The organism is Staphylococcus sp. HMSC072B07 (genome assembly GCF_001815505.1).
In the GTDB taxonomy this organism is placed as follows: domain Bacteria; phylum Bacillota; class Bacilli; order Staphylococcales; family Staphylococcaceae; genus Staphylococcus; species Staphylococcus simulans.
The window spans coordinates 1-23,748 of sequence record NZ_KV820898.1 but is presented as its reverse complement, the minus strand read 5'-3'; the positions used below and the strand labels follow the sequence as shown (position 1 = coordinate 23,748).

The 23,748-nt window shown below is 36.5% G+C and carries 23 protein-coding genes; 15 read left to right on the top strand and 8 right to left on the bottom strand.

Features of this window, described 5'->3' with window-relative positions:
- Positions 1-38: 38 nt before the first annotated feature.
- The 5 genes from nrdF to HMPREF3031_RS00915 all read left to right on the top strand — a co-directional run bounded on the left by nrdF (position 39) and on the right by HMPREF3031_RS00915 (position 5,108).
- On the top strand, positions 39-1,013 hold the full coding sequence (gene nrdF, locus HMPREF3031_RS00935) for a class 1b ribonucleoside-diphosphate reductase subunit beta (RefSeq protein WP_002481524.1): 975 nt from the start codon (positions 39-41) through the stop codon (positions 1,011-1,013).
- Between the two features lie 317 nt (positions 1,014-1,330).
- Entirely contained in the window at positions 1,331-2,287 is a 957-nt protein-coding gene (locus HMPREF3031_RS00930) for an ABC transporter permease (protein WP_172954254.1), read from the top strand.
- A complete protein-coding gene (locus tag HMPREF3031_RS00925) occupies positions 2,277-3,236 on the top strand; it encodes an iron chelate uptake ABC transporter family permease subunit (protein ID WP_002481526.1) in 960 nt (319 codons plus the stop codon). Before HMPREF3031_RS00930 ends, HMPREF3031_RS00925 begins: the two co-directional genes overlap by 11 nt.
- On the top strand, positions 3,236-3,994 hold the full coding sequence (locus HMPREF3031_RS00920; RefSeq protein ID WP_002481527.1) for an iron ABC transporter ATP-binding protein: 759 nt from the start codon (positions 3,236-3,238) through the stop codon (positions 3,992-3,994). Before HMPREF3031_RS00925 ends, HMPREF3031_RS00920 begins: the two co-directional genes overlap by 1 nt.
- An 85-nt stretch (positions 3,995-4,079) precedes the next feature.
- Positions 4,080-5,108 carry a ferrated catecholamine ABC transporter substrate-binding lipoprotein SstD gene (locus HMPREF3031_RS00915; protein ID WP_002481528.1) on the top strand — a complete coding sequence of 343 codons (1,029 nt, stop codon included), beginning with the start codon at positions 4,080-4,082 and terminating at the stop codon, positions 5,106-5,108.
- A gap of 115 nt (positions 5,109-5,223) precedes the next feature.
- Here the strand turns inward: HMPREF3031_RS00915 and HMPREF3031_RS00910 are convergent, their stop codons facing one another.
- The 3 genes from HMPREF3031_RS00910 to HMPREF3031_RS00900 form a co-directional block, all read right to left on the bottom strand.
- The gene (locus HMPREF3031_RS00910; protein ID WP_037556551.1) at positions 5,224-5,550 is read right to left on the bottom strand and encodes a CHY zinc finger protein; all 327 of its coding nucleotides are present in this window, start codon (positions 5,548-5,550) and stop codon (positions 5,224-5,226) included.
- Entirely contained in the window at positions 5,543-6,466 is a 924-nt protein-coding gene (gene murB, locus HMPREF3031_RS00905; RefSeq protein WP_002481529.1) for a UDP-N-acetylmuramate dehydrogenase, read from the bottom strand. The genes HMPREF3031_RS00910 and murB overlap by 8 nt, the downstream gene beginning before the upstream one ends.
- Before the next feature lie 76 nt (positions 6,467-6,542).
- Positions 6,543-7,070, bottom strand: a complete 528-nt coding sequence (locus tag HMPREF3031_RS00900) for a GrpB family protein (protein WP_002481530.1) — start codon at positions 7,068-7,070, stop codon at positions 6,543-6,545.
- A 107-nt stretch (positions 7,071-7,177) separates the two neighbouring features.
- Here HMPREF3031_RS00900 and HMPREF3031_RS00895 point away from each other — a divergent pair, with 107 nt between their 5' ends.
- From HMPREF3031_RS00895 to HMPREF3031_RS00885, 3 genes are all read left to right on the top strand, one after another.
- Positions 7,178-8,080 carry an EMYY motif lipoprotein gene (locus HMPREF3031_RS00895; RefSeq protein ID WP_002481531.1) on the top strand — a complete coding sequence of 301 codons (903 nt, stop codon included), beginning with the start codon at positions 7,178-7,180 and terminating at the stop codon, positions 8,078-8,080.
- Positions 8,081-8,213: 133 nt separating this feature from the next.
- Positions 8,214-8,534, top strand: a complete 321-nt coding sequence (gene ytxJ / locus HMPREF3031_RS00890; protein WP_002481532.1) for a bacillithiol system redox-active protein YtxJ — start codon at positions 8,214-8,216, stop codon at positions 8,532-8,534.
- Between the two features lie 232 nt (positions 8,535-8,766).
- Complete coding sequence (locus HMPREF3031_RS00885) at positions 8,767-9,906, top strand: glycerate kinase (protein WP_002481533.1); 1,140 nt, start codon at positions 8,767-8,769, stop codon at positions 9,904-9,906.
- Between the two features lie 117 nt (positions 9,907-10,023).
- Here HMPREF3031_RS00885 and pepT read toward each other — a convergent pair whose 3' ends face one another.
- The 4 genes from pepT to HMPREF3031_RS00865 form a co-directional block, all read right to left on the bottom strand.
- Positions 10,024-11,253 (bottom strand): peptidase T, encoded by a 1,230-nt coding sequence (gene pepT, locus HMPREF3031_RS00880; protein ID WP_002481534.1) that lies wholly within the window; start codon positions 11,251-11,253, stop codon positions 10,024-10,026.
- Between the two features lie 14 nt (positions 11,254-11,267).
- A complete protein-coding gene (locus HMPREF3031_RS00875; RefSeq protein ID WP_031262607.1) occupies positions 11,268-11,762 on the bottom strand; it encodes a threonine/serine exporter family protein in 495 nt (164 codons plus the stop codon).
- A 21-nt stretch (positions 11,763-11,783) separates the two neighbouring features.
- Complete coding sequence (locus HMPREF3031_RS00870; RefSeq protein ID WP_002481536.1) at positions 11,784-12,548, bottom strand: threonine/serine exporter family protein; 765 nt, start codon at positions 12,546-12,548, stop codon at positions 11,784-11,786.
- A gap of 162 nt (positions 12,549-12,710) precedes the next feature.
- Entirely contained in the window at positions 12,711-13,775 is a 1,065-nt protein-coding gene (locus HMPREF3031_RS00865; protein ID WP_002481537.1) for a GGDEF domain-containing protein GdpS, read from the bottom strand.
- 243 nt (positions 13,776-14,018) lie between these two features.
- On the opposite strand from HMPREF3031_RS00865, the gene HMPREF3031_RS00860 reads away from it, so the two are divergent.
- Positions 14,019-15,080 (top strand): glycosyltransferase family 4 protein, encoded by a 1,062-nt coding sequence (locus HMPREF3031_RS00860; protein WP_002481538.1) that lies wholly within the window; start codon positions 14,019-14,021, stop codon positions 15,078-15,080.
- 66 nt (positions 15,081-15,146) lie between these two features.
- On the opposite strand, the gene HMPREF3031_RS00855 is transcribed toward HMPREF3031_RS00860, so the two are convergent.
- Positions 15,147-15,788, bottom strand: a complete 642-nt coding sequence (locus tag HMPREF3031_RS00855) for a YigZ family protein (protein ID WP_002481539.1) — start codon at positions 15,786-15,788, stop codon at positions 15,147-15,149.
- Between the two features lie 157 nt (positions 15,789-15,945).
- On the opposite strand from HMPREF3031_RS00855, the gene fakB1 reads away from it, so the two are divergent.
- From fakB1 to prfB, 6 genes are all read left to right on the top strand, one after another.
- Positions 15,946-16,842, top strand: coding sequence for a fatty acid kinase binding subunit FakB1 (fakB1, locus tag HMPREF3031_RS00850; protein ID WP_002481540.1), 897 nt, complete (start codon positions 15,946-15,948; stop codon positions 16,840-16,842).
- 88 nt (positions 16,843-16,930) lie between these two features.
- On the top strand, positions 16,931-18,238 hold the full coding sequence (locus HMPREF3031_RS00845) for a DEAD/DEAH box helicase family protein (protein WP_081600404.1): 1,308 nt from the start codon (positions 16,931-16,933) through the stop codon (positions 18,236-18,238).
- Positions 18,225-18,905 carry a ComF family protein gene (locus HMPREF3031_RS00840; protein WP_002481542.1) on the top strand — a complete coding sequence of 227 codons (681 nt, stop codon included), beginning with the start codon at positions 18,225-18,227 and terminating at the stop codon, positions 18,903-18,905. Before HMPREF3031_RS00845 ends, HMPREF3031_RS00840 begins: the two co-directional genes overlap by 14 nt.
- Before the next feature lie 71 nt (positions 18,906-18,976).
- Complete coding sequence (gene hpf / locus HMPREF3031_RS00835) at positions 18,977-19,540, top strand: ribosome hibernation-promoting factor, HPF/YfiA family (protein ID WP_002481543.1); 564 nt, start codon at positions 18,977-18,979, stop codon at positions 19,538-19,540.
- Between the two features lie 337 nt (positions 19,541-19,877).
- Positions 19,878-22,406, top strand: coding sequence for a preprotein translocase subunit SecA (gene secA / locus HMPREF3031_RS00830; protein ID WP_070724551.1), 2,529 nt, complete (start codon positions 19,878-19,880; stop codon positions 22,404-22,406).
- Between the two features lie 157 nt (positions 22,407-22,563).
- Positions 22,564-23,680 (top strand): peptide chain release factor 2 gene (gene prfB / locus HMPREF3031_RS00825; protein ID WP_096754524.1). Its coding sequence is split into 2 segments (ribosomal slippage): positions 22,564-22,635 and positions 22,637-23,680, totalling 1,116 coding nucleotides; the frame shifts between segments, so codons are not numbered across the junction.
- Positions 23,681-23,748: the final 68 nt, after the last annotated feature.

Here is a 23,748-nt window from a genome sequence, read left to right as displayed (position 1 = left end):
AGTAAAATTAAAAATCAAGAATGGGGAAATGCACTTTGATGATTGCTGTCAATTGGAACACGCAAGAAGATATGACAAACATGTTTTGGCGACAAAACATCTCCCAAATGTGGGTAGAAACTGAATTTAAAGTTTCTAAAGATATTGCGAGTTGGAAAACATTAACACCAGAAGAACAAGATACATTTAAGAAGGCACTTGCAGGTTTAACAGGTTTAGATACACATCAAGCTGATGACGGCATGCCTTTAGTCATGATGCATACAAAAGATTTACGTAAAAAAGCTGTCTACTCATTTATGGGTATGATGGAACAAATCCATGCGAAAAGTTATTCTCACATTTTCACAACATTATTACCATCTAGCGAGACAAACTATCTTTTAGATACATGGGTACTTGAAGAACCACATTTAAAATTCAAATCAGATAAAATTGTGGGTAACTATCATAAATTATGGAGAAAAGATGCATCAGTATATGACCAATATATGGCACGTGTATCTAGTGTGTTCTTAGAAACATTCTTATTCTATTCTGGATTCTACTATCCACTTTATCTTGCTGGACAAGGTCGTATGACAACATCTGGTGAAATCATCCGTAAGATTTTATTAGACGAGTCTATCCACGGTGTGTTCACTGGTTTAGATGCGCAACACATGCGTAATGAACTTTCAGAAAATGAAAAACAACGTGCAGATCAAGAAATGTATAAACTATTAGATGAGTTATACAAAAACGAAGTTTCTTATACACATTCACTATATGACCAAATTGGTTTAACTGATGATGTATTGAACTATGTACGTTATAACGGAAACAAAGCATTATCGAACTTAGGTTTTGAACCTTATTTCGAAGAACGCGAATTCAACCCAATTATCGAAAACGCATTAGATACGTCAACGAAAAACCATGACTTCTTCTCAGTTAAAGGTGACGGTTATACGTTAGCGTTAAACGTAGAAGCATTACGTGATGAAGACTTTATTTTTGATGATGAAAAATAAATAATATCATTTTGAAGAGCATTGATTCTGACTGTGAAAACAGTTTGAAGTCATTGCTCTTTTTTTGATTTAAAAAAATATAATTGAAAATAAAATATGTTGAAGCAAAAGAGTTAATCGAAATAAAGAGAGAAAAAATACATTCTATCTCAGGGAATAGCCTATATTTGTAAAAGAATTTTCCTGAAAATGTTTGAAAAGCATTGATAAAACGGGAGAAACTGATACGATAGAAAGTAAGTGGAAATGATTATCAGTTACAGTTAATCATTAATTGTTTTTAGAGGGGATAGGAGTTTCAAATGATTAAACAACTCATGCGCTTTCCAGTTTTATTAATTCTTTTTATATTTTTGACTATCCTTTCATTGTTTGTGGGCGTTAGTCAGCTTTCTATTACACAAATTTTTCATTTAACCGCAGATCAGCAAAATATACTTGTTTCGAGCCGTATTCCAAGAACAGTCAGTATTATCATTTCAGGCAGTTCTTTAGCACTGGCTGGACTGATTATGCAACAGATGATGCAAAACAAGTTCGTCAGTCCGACAACTGCAGGGACGATGGAGTGGGCGAAACTAGGGATCCTCATCTCATTAATCTTCTTTCCGCAAGCGCATATTTTAATTAAGCTGTTATTCGCTATGGTACTTAGTATCGGCGGAACATTCTTCTTTATGAAATTGATTCAAATTATACGCTTTAAAGATGTTATATTCGTGCCGTTACTCGGTATTATGATTGGCGGTATTATATCTAGTTTAACAACGTTTGTGGCATTAAGGACGAATGCACTGCAAAGTATTGGGAACTGGTTGAACGGTAACTTTGCGATTATCACAAGCGGTCGATATGAAGTCTTATATTTAAGCATCCCATTGCTTATTGTTACGTATATTTTTGCCAACTATTTTACTATTGCTGGTATGGGTAAAGACTTCAGCCATAACTTAGGAGTCAACTACGATCGAATTATGATGTTCGGCTTAACGATTACCGCAACAATGACCGCATTAGTCGTTGTGACAGTTGGTACTTTACCGTTCTTAGGCTTAATTGTGCCGAATATTGTGTCTATCTATAGAGGAGACCATTTAAAAAATGCCTTGCCGCACACTGCTGTCTTAGGTGCGATTTTTGTATTGGTGTCCGACATCTTAGGACGTGTGATTGTTTATCCATATGAAATCAATATCGGATTGACTATCGGTGTCTTCGGGACATTAATTTTCTTAGTAATGTTATTTAAAGGGAGTCGCAACTATGAGTCATAAACAAAGTAATATCAGATTATTTATATTATTGGGTGTAGTTGTGGTAACGGGTATTTTATATCTCTTGTTAGGCATTGACTTTGATATCTTTGCGTATCAGATACAAAGTCGAATCAGGAAACTGATTTTAATGATTTTAGTCGGTGCAGCGATTGGTACCTCTGTCATTATATTCCAAGCGATTACAGTCAACCGATTATTAACACCGTCTATGATGGGATTAGATGCGGTCTATATGTTTGTCAAAGTTGTCTTAGTCTTTATCTTTGGTATTCAATCAATGGCAGTGACAAATATTTATCTCAACTTTGCGTTAACATTAGTCGCAATGATTATATTCGCACTTATTCTATTCCAGGGTGTTTTTAAATACGGTAACTTCTCAGTGTACTTTATCTTATTAATCGGTGTGATTTTAGGTACATTCTTTAGAAGTATCACTGGCTTTATCGAACTCGTAATCAACCCTGAAGATTTCTTAGCTGTACAAAGTTCAATGTTTGCGAACTTTAATGCATCGAACTCAAAATTAGTTGCCATCAGCAGCATTGTCTTAGTTATTCTAATTTTAATTACAATTAAAATCTTGCCTTATTTAGACGTATTACTATTAGGGAAAGCACAGGCATTGAACTTAGGTGTCAACTATACACGAATGACACGTTTATTAATGATTATGGTCGCGTTATTAACTTCAATCGCTACAGCGCTTGTTGGTCCGATTACATTCTTAGGGTTATTAACTGTGAACATTGCGCATGAAGTCATGAAAACATATGAACATAAATACTTATTACCTGCGACAATATTTTTAAGCTGGATCAGCTTATTTACTGCAGAATGGATTGTAGAACATTTATTTGAAGCCACGACAGAAGTAAGTATCCTCATCAACTTAATCGGAGGAAGTTACTTCGTATACTTATTGATTAAAAGGAGAAATTCATGATGATACAAGTTCAAGATTTAAATAAAACGATTCATGATAAACCGATTCTTAAAGATATTAACGTAGAAATTCGTAAAGGACGTTTGACGTCATTAATAGGTCCAAACGGGGCAGGTAAAAGTACCTTATTATCTGCGGTCAGCCGTTTAATGGATATAGATACAGGTTCTATAGAACTTGAACACGAAGGTATTGGCGCATTTACAAGTAATGAAATTGCGAAGAAGCTTTCAGTTTTAAAACAAACGAATCATACTGAACTAAATATTACAGTAGAACAATTAGTCGCATTCGGTCGCTTCCCATACTCTAAAGGCCGATTAGACGATACAGATAAAGAAAAAATCAATGAAGCTTTAGATTTACTCCAACTACAAGAAATCAGAGATCGTAATCTTAAAACACTTTCAGGTGGTCAACGTCAACGTGCTTATATTGCGATGACAATCGCACAAGATACAGAATGTATCTTATTAGACGAACCGCTGAATAATCTAGACATGAAATATTCAGTAGAAATTATGAAAACATTGAGAAAGCTAACACGAGAACATGGCAAAACAATTGTAATTGTATTACACGATATCAACTTTGCGTCTAGTTATTCAGATGATGTAATTGCGATGAAAGATGGCGAAATCGTCAAAGCGAGTGAACGAGACGAAGTTATTCAACCAAGCATCTTAAGACATCTTTATGACATGGATGTCGATATCGAATGCATCAGAGGCCAAAGAATTTGCCTATATTATAGTTAAACACTGACCATTTGAAAGGGGTGATGCCGATTTTTTACGGCATATCAAGACGGGGGTCTAACACATTTCAGGAGGATAAAGAAAAATGAAGAAATTAGGCTTATTTATTTTAGTTAGTATTATGTTTTTACTTGCTGCGTGTGGTAATGGCAGTGATTCAAAAGAAAGTTCAGAAAAAGGTTCATCAGATAAAAAGACAGTTAAAATTGAAAATAATTACCAATTAAGAAGTGAAGATCCTAAAGGCGGCGATGAAAAAGGGGTTAAAAATGAAGTTGAAGTACCAGTGAACCCTAAAAATGCTGTCGTTTTAGACTATGGTGCATTAGATACACTTAAAGCTATGGGTGTCGCAGATAAAGTTAAAGCAGTACCTAAAGGTGAAGGCAACAGCACATTACCAGACTTCTTAAAAGAATTTAAAGATGACAAATACATCAACACAGGTTCATTAAAAGAAGTGAACTTCGATAAAATTGCGCAAGCTAAACCAGAAGTTATCTTCATTTCATCACGTACAGCTAACCAAAAGAATTTAGATGAATTCAAAAAAGCAGCACCAGACGCTAAAGTTGTTTATGTAGGTGCTGATGATAAAGACTATGTCAATTCAGTGAAGAAAAATGCTGAAAACTTAGGTAAAATTTACGACAAAGAAGATAAAGCGAAGTCATTAAATAAAGAATTAGACAAAAAAATCGCTGACATGAAAGATAAAACAAAAGATTTTGATAAAAAAGTAATGTACTTATTAGTAAACGAAGGTGAATTATCTACTTTCGGTCCTAAAGAACGTTTCGGCAGCTTAGTTTATAACACATTAGGCTTTAAACCAGCAGACAGCAAAATCAAAGGCAGCTCACATGGTCAAAACGTAACAAACGAATACATCAATGAGAAAAATCCAGATGTGATTTTAGCAATGGACCGTGGTCAAGCTATTGGTAGTAAATCAACTGCGAAACAAGTCTTAGGAAACGATGTAATTAAGAATGTTAAAGCAGTTAAAGACGATGAAATTTATGAACTTGATCCGAAATTATGGTACTTTGCTTCAGGTTCAACAACTACAACAATGAAACAAATTGACGAATTAAAAGAGGTTGTTAAATAATAATTACCGTTTTTAATAGGGGGAAGATGGTAATTAAAAAACCGAGTCGGAATGCAATATATTTCCGGCTCGGTTTTATTTAGTTTAAATCGTCATTAATTTGTATACTGTTACTTTAAACGTCAAAGTATAAAGGATAATGTGCAGCGCATCTTGGATTGAATTGCGCACCACAGTGCGGACAATGGTCTGTTTCCATATATTCCTTGATAGACAATGTGGTGTCACATACACCACATAAAATCGCATGTTCATCGAATTCTGATTTTGACCATGGCACAGGTGCATGATCTTCTGATTCATTATGGCAATGAATACATGCATAGAATTTATTACAGCATTTGAATTTAATGGCGATAACATCAACAGGTGTATGGTAATGCGTACAACGCGTCTCATTGTCTAGACCGATACCATGAACGGTATGATGTTTATTATTCATCTTCTGGATGATCACCAATAACACGTACTTCTGGATGCAATTCGACATCAAATTTTTCTTTAACGACTTGTTGTACATGGTGAATCAAGTCTTCATAATCTGTCGCAGTACCGTTATCAACATTGACCATAAATCCAGCATGTTTCGTTGAAACTTCAACACCGCCGATACGGTGGCCTTGTAAGTCAGAGTCTTGAATTAATTTACCCGCAAAGTGGCCTGGTGGTCTTTGGAAAACACTGCCGCATGAAGGATATTCAAGAGGTTGTTTAGACTCACGACGTTCTGTTAGGTCGTCCATAACGGCTTGGATTTCATCTTGTTTGCCAGGTGTTAAGTTAAATGCAGCTTCTAGCACAACCAAGTGTTGTTTTTGAACAATACTGCTTCGGTAGCCAAGTTCTAATTCATCACGTGTAAGTTGTACAAGTTCACCGCGTTCATTGACACATACCGCGTAATCAATACAATCACGGACTTCGCCGCCATAAGCACCGGCATTCATAAAGACAGCACCGCCAATTGATCCTGGGATACCGCAAGCAAACTCTAAGCCAGTTAAAGATTCATCACGTGCAGTACGGGAGACATCAATAATCGCTGCACCGCTTCCTGCAATTATGACATTATCTTCAACTTTAATATAATCCATAGGCAATAGGCTCAATACAATCCCGCGAATACCGCCTTCACGAATAATAATATTAGAGCCGTTGCCTAAATAAGTGACAGGAATGTTGTTGATTCTAGCAATGTGATTGATGGCTTGAACTTCTTCAAAAGTTGTCGGACTGAGATAGAAGTCAGCATTTCCTCCTGTTTGCGTATAAGTATAGCGTTTTAATGGTTCATCAACTTTAATAATTTCTTCTGGCAGAACTTTTTTCAGTTCTGTAAGAATGTCATCTTTGTGCAACGATAGAACTCCCTTTCAATTATTTTCACTTTCTTATTATAGCAATGAAACAGGCTTTTTGTGAAATACAATCCGCTTAATTCAACTCGTATCTTCGTGACAACTTTTCAAACAAAGCTGTTTTACCTGTTTCATAGTCACGAATAGTCTCTGATTTAGCATGTAAAGCTTGTTTTGCTTCTGCAAATTCTGCTTGTAACTCAGAATTATGGGTTAAAACCTCTTGCATCGTTAAATAGTGGTCATATTGATCAGATTCAATTTGTAATATGTGCAGACGAACGATTTGTTTAAGTTCTTTCATATTATTGAATTGCGCCATTACTACTTTTTTCTTATAACGGTGGTGCAAGCGATAGAAACCGGCATAATTTAATCGTTTTTCATCTAAAGCTGTAATATCATGTAAATTAGTAACGCCGACTAATAAATCTAAAATCGGTTCTGTTGGATAATTAAAATGTGCAGTACCGCCGATGTGGTGGACTGTCTTAACAGGTGTATTAAGTAGACCGAGTAATAAGTCGCTTAACTCTTGAAATTGATTTTGATAATTTTGAAGCGCTTGCCTATCTTTGATTAAGGGCTGCGTTTTAGAATACATATTCAACCGTCCTTTGTAAAAGTTCTAAAAGTATTATATTATGAATTCTGACATACTCAAACATTAATCATGCAAACTATACAGATAAAAAGACAGGAGTGGACAATGTGAAAAAATGGCTTCTCGCAATAACGATTGTTTGTCTAACGCTGTCTCTTGCGGCATGCAATAGTAAAACACAGTCAGATTTAAATCACTTTGAAAAAGCGAAGCATGAAGTGGATAAAGAAGAGAAACATGTTAAACAAGTCATGGATGATATTCATTTAAATCGTTTAAGTGAATTAAGCAAATCAGATTTAACAGATAGAAACAAAACAGACTTTCAACAAATGGAAAAAGATATCGATAAGAAATTAATGCCGGCCTTTAAATCTTATAAAAAAGCCGCAAAACAGCTTCCTGCAGAAACTAAAAAGGTGAAACAATTACGTCACACGTATTTGCATGAGGTAGACCAACAAGAAAAAGCATTAAAAGATATTCGCAGCTTCGTACATTTATGTAATCAATCCATCAAAGCGAATGAAGATATTTTAAATTACACGAGATTATTTGAGAAGAATCGTGCACTTTTAGAGAAGCAAGTAACAGAAGCACGTCAAAATGGTGAAACTGAGAGTATAGATAAATTTACAAGTAAATTAAAACATCATAATAAGGAGTTGCAGAAGATTGCGAAGAAATATTTAGATGCTGACAATCCTCAAAACACTAAAACAGTCATCAAAGAAAAAATTCAACCTTTAATCAGCAAACAAATTGAAGAGTTGAATCAAGCAAGTGTATCAGAAGAAAAGACTGCAAAAGCGCATCAGACCGCAATCGAAATGTATTATAGTCTGCAAAATTATTACGAGACACGACAAAGAACCATTGACATCAGCCGTAAATTGGAGCAATATGATATGAATAAAACTCCTTTAACAGGGAATGAATTAGATAAGTACCACCATCAATTCCGTAATGATTTCAAGGGCTTAAAGAACGATGTACATCAGAATGATTGAAAAAAGCAAGAAAAATATTAGTATTTTGGTTAACATTGAAATATAAAGTGTGTATAATTAGACACATTGAAATAGGAAATGGAATGAATGGGACTATCACTTTAGGTGATAAATATTTTTAGAGGTGAATAGAATGGCTACAAAGCTGACTTCAATTGACCAGTTTAAACAAGTAATTAACGACAACAAATATGTATTTATTATGAAACACAGTAACACTTGCCCAATTTCAGCAAATGCTTACGATCAGTTCAATAAATTCTTATATGAACGTGATATCGATGGGTATTATTTAATTGTGCAAGAACAAAGAGATGTATCTGATTACATTGCAGAACAAACTGGCGTGAAGCATGAATCGCCACAAGCTTTTTATTTTGTTGACGGTGAAGTTAAATGGCATGCAAGTCATGATGACATTAATGTGACTTCACTTGCACAAGCTGAAGAGTAAACTTGCTTGTCAGGGGACACAAGCACTAATAACATAAAGTAAAAAGCGGACTCCATGCTTTTAGACGTTGGACATGAAGGGTATATGTTTCCAACACAATCTGAAAGCTTGGAGTTTTTTTAATTTAAAGCAAAACAAGCATTAGGCGTTACAGTAGGTTTTTTGAAATAAGCCCTGTATAATATTTAAGTGAATTGAACAAACATTGGGAAACTTTATTTGAGGTGACAAAATGAGAGTATTAGTCGCAATGGATGAATTTAATGGAATCGTTTCAAGTTATGAGGCGAATCGATATGTAGAAGAAGCGGTCGCTAGTCAAATTGAAGAAGCGGATATTGTCCAAGTGCCGCTGTTCAATGGGCGTCATGAATTGATGGACTCTGTCTTCTTATGGCAGTCTGGCACGAAATATCGTGTGAATGTCCATGATGCAGATATGAAACAAGTTGAAGGTGTTTATGGTAAGACTGAGAGCGGCATGACGATTATTGAAGCGGATTTATTCTTACAAGGGAATCGACCGCTGACAGAGCGTACCAGCTATGGTTTAGGTGAATTGATTGCGGCAGCATTAGATAATGATGCCAAGCATTTAGTGATTTCACTCGGTAATATCGCAAGTTTTGACGGCGGTGCTGGTATGCTGCAAGCATTAGGTGCCAAATATTACAACGATGAAGGTGAACCTGTCGATGCGAAAGAAGGCGTAGGCGTATTAAAATACATTCGTCGTGTAGATTTCTCAGGCCTTGACCAACGATTAAAAGAAACGCGTATCCAACTCGTCTCTGACTTTGCCAGCAAGATGTATGGTAAAGAAAGTGAAATCATGCAAGTTTATAAATTGTTAGAGATTTCTAGAGAAGAAGCTGCGACAATTGATAATTTAGTTTGGTATTTCAGCGAAATCTTAAAAAATGAAACACGTACGGTGACAAGTACAGTAGAACGCGGTGGTGCAGGTGGCGGTATTGCGGCTGTCTTAGCTGCACTTTATAACGCAGAAGTTCTAACAAGTCATAGCTTAGTGGATCAAATTACGCACTTAGAAAACTTGATTGAACAAGCAGATTTAATTATGTTCGGTGAAGGTATCAATGAACAAGATCATTTATTAGAAACAACATCATTAAGAATTGCAGAGCTTGCGACAAAATATCATAAGCCTTGCATTGCGATTAATGCGACAGCAGATAAATTCGATCGTTATGAAGCGTTAGGTGTTACTGGTATGTTCAACTTATTTATGACAATGCCGAAGCGCTATACAAGTTTTGAAGCCGGTTTACAAATCCGCTTCTACGCTGTCCAAGCTTTAAAGCTCCTAACAACAACATTCAATACGCAAAAATCACAAACAAAAGCATAATCAACTAATAATCTTAAATGAATAATCAAAAATGGCTGAACCCTTTGTAATTTAGGTTCAGCCATTTTTATATTTATACGTACATAGTGACGTCTCTTTAGTAACGTTAAAGTTGTATTATGCTTCGGTATTGCCTACTTCTTCTGCGATACCTACAATCACTTGTACTGCTTTTTCCATGACATCGATAGAAGCGTATTCGAATGGACCATGGAAGTTATCGCAACCTGTGAAGATGTTTGGTGTCGGTAGGCCCATAAATGATAGTTGTGAGCCGTCTGTACCACCGCGAATCGGTTCGGTATTAGGTTCAATACCTAATTGTTTGAAGACACGTTTTGGAATCTCGATGACTTCAGGTACTTCATTGATTTTTTCAGCCATATTGAAGTATTGGTCATGGACTTCTACTTCAACTGGATTATTTGAGTAATCTGCGTTAATTTCATTTTTAATATCTTCAAGCAATGCTTTACGTGCTTCAAAGCGATTGCGGTCGTGATCACGTACGATATATTTCAGTTGAGCTTTTTCAGTTGTACCATTGAAGTTCATCAAGTGGAAGAAACCTTCATAGCCTTCTGTTTCTTCTGGCACTTCATCTTGTGGTAATTGACTATCGAAGCGTTCGCCTAATTTAATCGCATTAACCATGACATCTTTCGCAGAACCTGGATGTACATTGACACCATGACAAGTAATCGTTGCTTCAGCTGCGTTAAAGCTTTCAAATTGTAATTCGCCATATTGACTGCCGTCCATTGTATAGGCAAAGTCAGCCCCGAAACGAGCTACATCGAATTTATGAGGCCCGCGTCCGATTTCTTCATCTGGCGTAAATGCGACACGGATACGTCCGTGTTTCACTTCTGGATGTTCAACTAAATAGTTTAAAGCAGTCATAATTTCAGCAACACCCGCTTTATCGTCTGCGCCAAGTAATGATGTACCGTCTGTAATCATTAAAGTGTGGCCTTCTACTGATTTTAAAGCAGGGAAGACAGTTTGGTTTAATTCGCGGTCCGTATCGCCGAGTTGAATTGGCTTGCCGTCGTAGTTTTCAATAATTTGCGGCTTAACATTTGTCGCATTAAAGTCTGGTGAAGTATCAACGTGTGCTAAAAAGCCTACAGTCGGTACTTCTTTTGCGATATTGCTTTCTAATGTCGCAAATAAATAGCCATTATCATCTAAGTCTGTTTCTAAACCAAGATTTTCTAATTCTTGTTTTAACACATTTAACAAATCCCATTGTTTCTCAGTTGATGGTGTTGCTTCTGAGTCTGGATTAGATTGTGTATCAATCTCCGCATAACGTTTCAGTCTGTCGATTAATTGTTCTTTCACTTGATATGCACCCCTTAACCTCTATTATTCATGTTAAATTGTTTCCTATAGGATTTACCTTTCATTTTACCATAGTTGATTCTAATACGATTATAAATATGGTAACTGATTTCTGCACATAATATACCAAAAGCAATGGCACCTGAAATCAAGGTAACCTCTAAAAAAGTGTTGACTGCATGGGTATATTGATTTGTGACTAGGAAACGTGTGGCTTCATACGCAGCGCCCCCAGGTACAAGGGGAATGATACCTGGCACAATAAAGATAATGACAGGTTGGAAATAACGTTTTGCCATCGCATGACTCATAATTGCTAAGATAAAGCTGCCTAGGAAAGAAGCAGCCACTTTACCTGAGTTCAAATCCATCGAAATGATGTAGATGGTCCATCCCATTGCGCCTACATAACCGCATGCCGGCAATTGTTTACGCGGCGCGTTGAATAGGATTGAAAATAGCAATGTAGAACAAAAGCTGATAACAAAGTGAAATAAATAATGTAAGATCAATTCTGTAACACGCCTTTCTTAAAAGAAGAGTAAAATAATCGCAACACCGGCACCGATCGCAAAGGCAGTCAATGCAGCTTCCATACCGCGTGACATCCCAGCAAGCAATTCACCGGCCATTAAATCTCTGATTGCATTAGTGATTAAAATACCTGGTACTAAGACCATGACCCCTGAAATGGTAATAATATCTTGGTTGATGGATAGTCCGAGTTTATGACTGATGGCGGCGACACTAATGACAACAATGGCACTGATAAACTCAGAAAAGAATTTGATTTGAATAAAACGTTGAACGAAATCGAATGTTAAGAAAGCACCTGCACCCGCCAAAATGGCAAAAATGGAATCTTGTGCAACGCCTCCAAACATAAATAAGAAAAATCCACAGGCAATAGAAGCGGCTAAAAATTTAGTTAAATATGAATATTGCAGTGAAGCGTGTTCTAAATGAATCAATTCTGATTTTGCTTCATCAATCGTTAGTTCATTTTTAGCGATTTTACGTGAAATATTATTGGCTAGGGCAATTTTTTCTAAGTCCGTTGTTCTATCACGCACACGAATCAATCGTGTGTTCGTTCGGTCGTTTAATGAGAATATAATCGCAGTATTCGACACGAAACTGTTGGTATTATCTAAACCAAAACTATAAGCGATGCGAGACATCGTATCTTCAACACGATATGTTTCTGCACCGCTTTCAAGTAATATCTTTCCTGCAGTGAGTACAACGTCTATCACTTTGTTCTCATCTATTATGGTAATTGCTTCTTCAGGCACCTTTTTGCGCTCCTTCTCGTTTGATTTTGTTGACACTTGAAAGTTTACAGGGAACAGTAAAAAGTTGCAATAGAACATCGATGATTGCAATAGAAATGAAAAAAAGAGACAAGAACCGTAATAGATTCTTGTCTCAATATGTCATTTTTTGAAACAAATGGTTTATTTAACAATTGGGTTAAACATCACTTGGTTACGCCCTTCATTTTTAGCCATATGCAACATATCATCTGCATCTTTAAAGACTTTACGTTGTGATTTGTAATCGTCTGCGGTTAAATAACCGATACCGATAGATACAGAGAGTTTGATGACTTCTTTATTCGGCAAGTGGAATGTTGATTGTTCCACGCCTGCACGAATACTTTCAGCCAGTTTCACACTTTGGTCAAGTGAATAACCAAGCAGTACTACTGAGAATTCTTCGCCGCCGTTTCTGAATATTTTCATGTTCGGTGGCACATAGTTGATTAATAGTTGTGAGATTTGTTTTAAGACTGCATCTCCTGAACGGTGCGTAAAGGCATCGTTTACATCTTTGAAGCCGTCGATATCAATTAAAAGTAAACCTAAACTTGTATTTTTATCATCTGCTTTGTCTGCCATTTTATTTAAATGACGATCAAATTCTTTTACATTGCCAAGTCCAGTTAAATAATCATAACGTTCTTCGTTTTCATATCGTTGGACAAGTGTAAAGAAACGCCAAATATCTACAAAGATAATGGAAGATGCGATAGTAACGATAAATGATATCGGAATTAAGTATATAATTTCTTGTAATGTATAGAAGTGCGTAATCATTGAAACGACACTTAAGATAACTAAACTTACGACGTTCAAGATTTGAAGTGACACAATATCATTTTGTTTGATAAAGGGTCCGATGATGCTTACAGCTAAGGCGATAATTAATAAAGCAATATTATATGCCAAAGGATCGCCGTAAACGAAAACATCTACGACAAAAATAATAGCTGCAGCCACCATAGTAAAGAAGACGTTTGTATAACGTCCTAAGAATAAGAGCGGCACAAATGTTAAATAAAGTAAATAATTATGAACTGGTATCGGATAGGCCGCAAGTAAAAGTGCGACGACAGTCATAAGAATCGTGACATAAGTTTGTGAAAACTTCATTTGTTTCGTTTCTGAATATTGCAGTCTATGAAAGAGATAGATACCTGCAACAGTCACCGAAGTATTGTAAATGATAGCTTCAATCATAATTGATCTGCTCCTTTGTATAACCACTTAGTTATTGTAAGTGAAAATATACATTTTGTCATCTGAAACATTGATAACTGTTATTATAATCTACTACAATAATCAATAATTCGTGTTAAAATAGATTATTGATATTGTATACATATGAGTATTGAAGGGAGGTTCCCTTGTCAAAAGGCAGATAACAGCGTGTTCTCTTTAAGTATGACATAGATTGAACAGTATTTTGGCAATGGATATAAAATGATAACACTTTTACTGATATTAGTTACCATGGCGGTAAGTGTGATTTTGACGCCGATTGTGATTAAAATATCCAAAAAGCTGGATATTATGGATAAGCCGAATTATCGAAAAGTGCACACGAAACCTGTTTCTGTACTAGGGGGAACGGTGATACTCTTTGCGTTTATTTTAGGAATTTGGATTGGTCATCCTATTGAACGTGAAATTATTCCTTTAATTCTTGGAACGATGATTATGTATTTTGTCGGTTTGATTGATGATGTGCATGACTTAAAACCGTTGTACAAACTTGCAGGCCAGATTTTAGCTGCACTAGTGGTAGTGTATCACGGTGTCACAATTGACTTCATTCAATTGCCGTTCGTTCCAGGCACGATTCAGTTCGGTATTTTAAGTATTCCGATTACTGTTTTTTGGATTATTGCGATTACCAATGCGATTAATTTAATCGATGGGCTAGATGGTTTAGCCGCAGGGGTTTCAACTATCGCATTTATGACGATTGGCTTTATTGCGATATTACAAGCGGATATTTTTATCATGATGATTTGTTCAGTCATGATTGGTTCGTTGCTCGGCTTTTTATTTTATAATTCACATCCCGCAAAGATTTTCTTAGGAGACAGCGGCTCACTACAACTCGGCTTTATTATTAGCTTTGTTTCTTTACTCGGGTTCAAAAATATTACTTTCTTCTCGTTACTGTTCCCGATGGTGATTTTAGCCGTACCGTTTATCGATACATTATTTGCGATGATCAGAAGAGCGAAAAAGGGACAACGTATTATGCAGCCGGATAAATCGCATTTACATCACAAGTTATTAAAACTTGGTTATACACACCGTCAAACCGTGTTTTTAATTTATTCGATTGCGATTATGTTCAGTATCTCAAGTGTTATTTTATACTTATCACAACCATGGGGCGTTGTGATGATGTTGATCCTAATTTTAGTCACGATTGAATTGATTGTAGAATTTACAGGATTAATTGATGACAATTATCGTCCGTTACTGAGTATGCTTGAGAAACGTGGCAGCAGACACGACAAAGAATAATATGTAAAATCACATAAAAATAACCGCTTGAGTTTCGTCTTGTGAAATTCAAGCGGTTTTTTATATCTAATTTGTTTCAATATCGAAAGGCAGGCGCGTTACTTGTTCTTCATCTAATTCGAATGTACCTGCAGTAATTCGATTTAAAAAGTTGATAAAGTCTTCGTAATCATCTTCTAATACATCGATACGGTAACTCACTTTATCTGTATACATCGTATCTCTTAAAATGAAGTTTGTTGATTGCAGTTCGTATTCGAATTTACCTGTCTGTTCATAACTGATTGTAACTGTAGTGGGTATCGCATTACGTAATTCAACACGTCCGCCTTCTTTGATCGCATCACGAACGGCGCCACTGTACGCTCTGATTAAGCCGCCTGTACCAAGTTTGATGCCGCCGAAGTAACGTGTCACTACAGCTGCAGTATTATGTGTCTCAAGTTTTTTTAGAATTTCTAACATTGGTACGCCAGCTGTACCACTTGGTTCTCCATCGTCATTTGCTTTTTGAATCAACATACTATCGCCGATGGTATACGCTGAACAGTTATGTGTGGCATCGCGATGTTCTTTTTTAACTTCATCAATAAAAGCTTTTGCCTCATCTTCACTTTCTACTGGCTTAATATGAGCGATAAAACGTGACTTGTTAATCACGTTTTCAATCACGTATTCTTGTTTAATCGTAATAATATGATTCTCCATTTTATGACATCCTTTAACTAGTTCCTATGACAATAGAATTGCTTGTCTTTGCTTCTATTATACATGCTCCGGATATTTTTTCTAAATGGAAGAATCAATTTTCTTTTTTAATAAAATAGGGTATGATTGACAATGAGTATATTTGAGGAGGAAAATCATGAAGATTGCTGTAATGACGGATTCTACAACATCATTAACACAAGCTTTATTAGATGAATATGATATTTCGGTTGTGCCATTAAGTGTGATATTTGAAAATGGAGATTCCTTTATTGAAAGAGAGGATATTCAACCAAGTGAATTATATCAGCGTATGCGTTCAGAAACGCAAATTCCGACAACAAGTCAGCCCGCTATTGGTAAAGTCGTAGAAGAATATGAGAAACTCAAAGATGAAGGATATACAGATGTTATCGGTTTATTCTTATCAGCAGGTATCAGTGGTACATACCAATCAGCAACACAAGCTGGCGAAATGGTCGAAGGCATTAACGTGCACACATTCGATTCAAAATTATCAGGTATGATTTTAGGCGGATATGTGGTTTATGCTGCTGAACGCGTAAGAGAAGGTGCATCTCCAGAAACAATCATCGATGAATTATTAGAGATGCGTGAACATACAGGGGCAGAAGTTGTTGTAGATGACTTAAAGAACTTACAAAAGAGCGGCCGTATTACAGGTGCACAAGCGTTTATCGGTACATTGTTAAAAATGAAACCTGTCTTAAAATTCGAAGATGGCGTGATTGTACCATTAGATAAAGTGCGTACGAAAAAACGTGCTGTCAAACGCATTGAAGACGGTGTGTTAGAAAAAGTGAAAGATTATGATGAGGTTACACTCTATGTCGTAAATGGTGATTCAAGAGAAGATGGCTTAAAACTTTATGAGAATTTGAAAAAACGTTGCCCTGATCATTATGTGATCAACTATTCGGATTTCAGTCCGGTTATCGCATCGCATTTAGGTGTCGGCAGTGTCGCATTAGGTTTCACTAATAAACGTATTCCATCTTTAGAAAATCGTCCAGAGGACTATGTAGAACAATAATAAAATTAAATACAATTTTTCGGGCAAATGAAGTCCACTGTATCAGACAGTGACTTGATTTGTCTTTTTTTATTTAGGAGGGATTATACTGACAACAATTAAGCATTATGGAAAGTTAGTCAGAAGTACGAAACATCTGACTGATGAAACGATTATCTATCAAGGACCAGGTGTGATACAAAATGACAAAGGAAAATGGTATTGTCAGCAATGTGGAACACCTCATCAAGACGAGTATTATACGTATCATTCAAAAATTCACGATCAACCGATAACTTATTGTCGAAGTTGTTTATCACTCGGTCGTATGGATAGCTTTAAGCCAATATATATTACCAAAACTGCACATCAAATTAGTTCAGGAGAATATCATTTGGACTTTGAACTGTCTGAACAACAAGCCTATGCTTCCTCACATATTATTCGAGCGATTCAACAGCAGGAAAATTTATTACTATATGCGGTAACAGGTGCAGGAAAAACAGAAATGATGTTTGTGGGAATTCAACATGCCAGACAACAAGGTATGAATGTGGCGATTGTATCACCGCGTGTCGATGTGGTCATTGAAATCAGCAAGCGTATTATCGAATCGTTTAAAGGTGAACATATAGACGTCTTGTACCAAGGACAAAGCCAGACGTATCAAGGTCATTTTGTCATTGCGACGGTGCATCAATTATATCGCTTTAAACAATACTTTGATGTGATATATATTGATGAGGTTGATGCATTTCCGCTTGCGATGGATCCTTTATTGATGCAGACACTCATTCAAGCTTCAGCTTCTGCTTATAGTCATATTTATATGACAGCTACGCCTTCCTCACGTTTATTAAAACAATTCAAAAAAGAGAATATCATTACTTTACCAGCGCGTTATCATCGTAAACCGCTTCCCGTCCCCAAATTCCACTACTTCAAATTCAAACCGAAACGCATGCAGCGCTATTTACTCGAACTTCTTCGAAAACAACTTGAAAACCAACGCGTCACTTTAGTCTTCTTTAATCAAATTGAAGCGATGGAACAAGCCTTGGCACACTATCAAAAATATTTCAAAGACTTGGTGGCAGTTCATAGTGAAGATGCCTTACGTTTTGAGAAAGTAGAAGCTTTAAGAGCAGGTAAACATCCGATTATCTTCACGACCACGATTTTAGAACGGGGTTTCACGATGGCACATTTAGATGTCATTGTCATCGACAGCCAAAGTTTCCAAACTGCAGCTTTAGTTCAAATTGCAGGACGTACAGGACGGAAATTACAAGATACCAGCGGCTTAGTGTTGTTTTTGCATAATGGGGTCACCTTATCTATGGTGCAAGCCAAACGCCAAATTAAACAAATGAATCAATTAGGGTTACAAAAGGGGTGGTTGGATGCCGAAATGTAAACTATGCTTAACTCTATTTTCGGAACCTTTAACTGCCGCGAATTTTTATAAATCACCTGAAATTCTGTGTGAACATTGTCGACAAGCATTTGAAGTATGTCGTTTAGAAAAAGTGAAACGCTGTCCGCGTTGTTTAAAACCGTTAGACGAAAGTGAAGAAGCTTGTTTAGATTGTCAGTTTTTAGCTCGCAAATTCAACTTAATGCATCAACTTTATTGTGATTACCGTTATACAGGGAAAGTACGCGAGACGATTCATCAATATAAAATTGCTGGAGATACGGCATTATGTGAAGTCATCGCAAACCTTATTCGATTGCCGAAGCAACAGTATGACTATATCATTCCAATTCCTTCACCAATCGTTAGGGATCAACAAAGAACATTTAATCCAGTAGAAATGGTTTTAGCTGCAAAAGGGGTTAAGTATCATCTGATACTGCAAACAGACGTTAGACCGAAACAATCCACTTTGAATAAAGCGATGCGTGCCAAAGCTCCCAATCCATTTTATATTAATCCTGCATTTCAAGATGTAGATTTACAAAATAAGCGCATTTTACTCGTAGATGATATTTATACAACAGGGCTAACGGCCCATCATGCGATTGAAGCTTTATTTATCAGAAAAGTTGGAAAAATAGATGTATTTGCTTTTGCTAGATAGTTGAAACATGTTATTATAAAGGTGAGCATTACCAATCAAAACATATATAGAGGTTAAAGGAGTCGATCACTATGATTAGATTTGAAATTCATGGAGACAACCTCACTATTACAGACGCAATTCGTAATTACATTGAGGACAAAGTTGGTAAACTAGAACGTTACTTTACAAATGTGCCGAACGTTGATGCACATGTTAAAGTAAAAACTTACGCCAATTCAAGCACTAAAATTGAAGTGACAATTCCGCTTAAAGACGTGACACTTCGTGCAGAAGAAAGAAACGACGATTTATATGCGGGCATTGATTTAATCACTAACAAATTAGAACGTCAAGTGCGTAAGTACAAAACACGCGTTAATCGTAAAAAACGTAAAGAGAATGAGAAAGAACCATTCCCATCAATCCCAGCAGCTACACCAGAAACTGCTGATCAAGATAACAATGATGAAATCGAAATCATTCGTTCTAAACAATTCAGCTTAAAACCGATGGATTCTGAAGAAGCCGTATTACAAATGGACTTATTAGGTCATGACTTCTTCATCTTTACAGACCGTGATACAGATGGTACAAGCATCGTTTATCGCAGAAAAGATGGAAAATACGGTTTAATTGAAACAGTTGAAAATTAATAATTAATGTCTCATGAGAGGCTCGCAGCTGTGAGGTTGCGAGTCTCTTTTTTAATGACTACTAATTTCAAAGATTAAGTTTGTATTAATAAGATTGTATTTGATTGATTTCAGTAAGTTGAACGTGTCAAAATATAGAGGATATGTTTGAAACGTGTAATGCACCAACAACACAAATAGAAACTTTGGATTAAGTGAAGAAAATCATAAACACTGATACTTATAAATAAAGAGTTATCAACTATTAGATTGAGTATATAAGTGTAACTTTTACGATATAAATGGTAAGATGAATTGTTGTAAGCCAAACAGTTTTTATACCAAAGGAGCGAACAGAATGGGTTTTTTATCAAAAATTGTTGACGGCAATAAGAGAGAAATTAAACGCCTAGGTAAGCAAGCGGACAAAGTACTCGCATTAGAAGAGGAAATGTCGATTCTTACTGATGAAGAAATTAGAAATAAAACACAAGAACTTAAAGAACGAGTTCAAGCTGAAGAAGATGTAGTTAAACAAGATAAAATATTAGACGAAATCCTTCCTGAAGCCTTTGCTTTAGTAAGAGAAGGGGCTAAACGTGTGTTCAATATGTCACCTTACCGTGTCCAAGTTATGGGTGGTATCGCGATTCATAACGGTGACATTTCAGAAATGAGAACCGGTGAAGGTAAAACGTTGACAGCGACAATGCCGACGTATTTGAACGCTTTAGCAGGTCGCGGTGTACACGTTATTACAGTCAACGAATATTTAGCAAGTGTACAAAGTGAAGAAATGGCTGAGTTATATAACTTCTTAGGTTTATCTGTAGGATTAAACTTAAACAGTTTATCAACAGAGGAGAAACGCCAAGCCTATAATGAAGATATCACGTACAGTACTAACAACGAACTTGGTTTCGATTACTTATGGGACAACATGGTGAATTATGCAGAAGAACGTGTTATGCGTCCGCTTCACTTCGCCATCATTGATGAGGTCGACTCTATCTTAATTGACGAAGCACGTACACCTTTAATTATTTCTGGTGAAGCAGAAAAATCAACATCACTTTACACACAAGCGAACGTATTCGCGAAAATGTTGAAAGCTGAAGATGACTATAACTATGATGAGAAAACAAAATCTGTTCAATTAACAGATCAAGGTGCAGATAAAGCTGAACGTATGTTTAAACTGGATAACTTATATGATTTAAACAACGTAGATATTATTACACATATCAATACAGCATTACGTGCCAACTATACACTACAACGTGATGTCGACTACATGGTGACAGATGGTGAAGTATTAATCGTTGACCAATTTACAGGTCGTACAATGCCAGGTCGTCGTTTCTCAGAAGGGTTGCACCAAGCGATTGAAGCAAAAGAAGGCGTGCAAATCCAAAATGAATCTAAGACAATGGCATCGATTACGTTCCAAAACTTCTTCCGTATGTACAACAAATTATCTGGTATGACAGGTACAGCGAAAACTGAGGAAGAAGAGTTCCGTAATATCTATAACATGACAGTTACGCAAATTCCGACGAACCGTCCTGTACAACGTATCGACAAACCTGATTTAATTTATATTAGTCAAAAAGGTAAATTCGATGCGGTGGTTGAAGATGTTGTAGAAAAACATAAAAAAGGTCAACCGATTCTTTTAGGTACAGTAGCGGTTGAAACCAGTGAATATATTTCTAAGTTATTGAAAAAACGCGGCGTACGTCATGACGTCTTAAACGCGAAAAACCATGAGCGTGAAGCAGAAATCGTTTCTACTGCAGGTCAAAAAGGTGCTGTAACGATTGCGACAAACATGGCCGGTCGTGGTACAGATATCAAACTTGGCGAAGGTGTCGAAGAACTGGGCGGTTTAGCAGTTATCGGTACAGAACGTCATGAATCACGTCGTATCGATGACCAATTACGTGGTCGTTCTGGTCGTCAAGGTGACAGAGGTGAAAGTCGTTTCTACTTATCACTTCAAGACGAATTAATGGTACGTTTCGGTTCAGAACGTCTTCAAAATATGATGGGCCGTTTAGGTATGGATGATTCTACACCGATTGAATCTAAAATGGTTTCTCGTGCTGTAGAGTCTGCACAAAAACGTGTAGAAGGTAATAGCTTCGATGCGCGTAAACGTATCCTTGAATATGACGAAGTATTACGTAAGCAACGTGAAATTATTTACGGTGAACGTAACAGCATTATCGATAATGAAGAAAGTTCTGATCTTGTAAAAACAATGATGCGTTCAACACTAGATCGCGCCATCGGTTATTATGTAAATGATGACTTAGATGAAGTAGATTACGATCCGTTCATTAATTATGTAGAAGATGTCTTCTTACATGAAGGTGAATTAGATATCTCTGAAATCAAAGGTAAAGATAGAGAAGATATCTTTGATACAGTATGGGAAAAAGTTGAAGCTGCTTATGAAAAACAAAAAGCTAATATTCCTGAGCAATTTAATGAATTCGAACGTATGATTTTATTACGTTCTATCGATAGTCGTTGGACAGACCATATCGATACGATGGACCAATTACGTCAAGGTATTCATTTACGCTCATACGGACAACAAAACCCACTTCGTGATTATCAAAATGAAGGACATCAACTTTTCGATAATATGATGATGAATATCGAAGAAGATGTCAGCAAATATATCCTTAAGTCTGTCATCACAGTAGAAGATGATGTGGAACGTGATAAAGCAAAGGAGTATAAAGGGCAGCATGTCTCAGCTGAAGACGGTAAAGAGAAAGTCAAAGCGAAACCGATTGTGAAAGGCGACCAAGTCGGCCGTAACGATCCCTGCCCATGCGGAAGCGGCAAGAAATACAAAAACTGCTGCGGCAAATAGTATGCATTTCTAAGAACCATTGCGTATTGTAAGGAAGAAAATTTGTTCTTCCTTACAGGCAGTCGGTTCTTTTTTCATACAAGCATATCTCTAAGTTATGCTAAAATAGGAAAAGTATAGAACAAACTAATCAATCAATGTACAGGAGAGAAAAAAGATGGAACTATCCGAAATTAAGCGTAATATCGCGAATTATAGTGAAAAATTAGAACAACTTAGGGGGTCTCTTTGACTTAGAAGAAAAAGAGACAAACATCCAAGAATATGAAGAAATGATGACAGAACCGACATTCTGGGATGATCAAAATAAAGCGCAAGAAATTATCGATAAAAATAATGCGTTAAAGTCAGTAGTGCAAGGCTATCGTGATTTAGAAGCAGAAATCGAAGATATGAACGCGACGCACGAATTACTGCAAGAAGAATATGATGAAGATTTAAAAGCAGACTTAGAAGAAGAAACTGTAAACTTTAAAAGTAAATTAGACGAATTTGAATTACAGTTATTATTAAATGGACCTTATGATGATAACAATGCAATCTTAGAATTGCATCCAGGTGCTGGCGGTACAGAATCACAAGACTGGGCGAGCATGTTGCTTCGTATGTATCAACGCTATGCTGAAGATAAAAACTTTAAAGTAGAAGTAGCAGATTATTTACCTGGTGATGAAGCGGGCGTTAAAAGTGTGACATTGTTAATCAAAGGTCATAATGCGTATGGCTATTTAAAAGCTGAAAAAGGTGTGCATCGTTTAGTACGTATTTCGCCGTTCGACTCATCAGGCAGACGTCATACGTCATTCGTCTCTTGTGATGTCATCCCTGAATTCAATAATAATGAAATCGAAATCGATATTAACCCGGATGATATTACAGTCGATACGTTCAGAGCATCAGGTGCCGGTGGTCAGCACATCAACAAAACAGAGTCTGCCATCCGTATTACCCACCATCCAACAGGTATTGTGGTAAATAACCAAAATGAACGTTCACAAATTAAGAACCGTGAAGCGGCTATGAAAATGTTGAAATCTAAATTGTATCAATTGAAATTAGAAGAACAAGAAAAAGAAATGGCTGAAATCCGAGGCGAACAAAAAGACATCGGCTGGGGCAGTCAGATTCGTTCTTATGTTTTCCATCCATATTCAATGGTGAAAGATCACCGTACGAATGAAGAAACAGGTAACGTTAACGCAGTAATGGATGGAGAAATAGGGCCATTCATTGAAGCGTACTTACGTACACAAATGGATAACCGTGACGCGTAATGTCACAAATCAAGACCAGAGTATAATATACTTTGGTCTCAGACCGTAGACAAACTACCGTTATAACT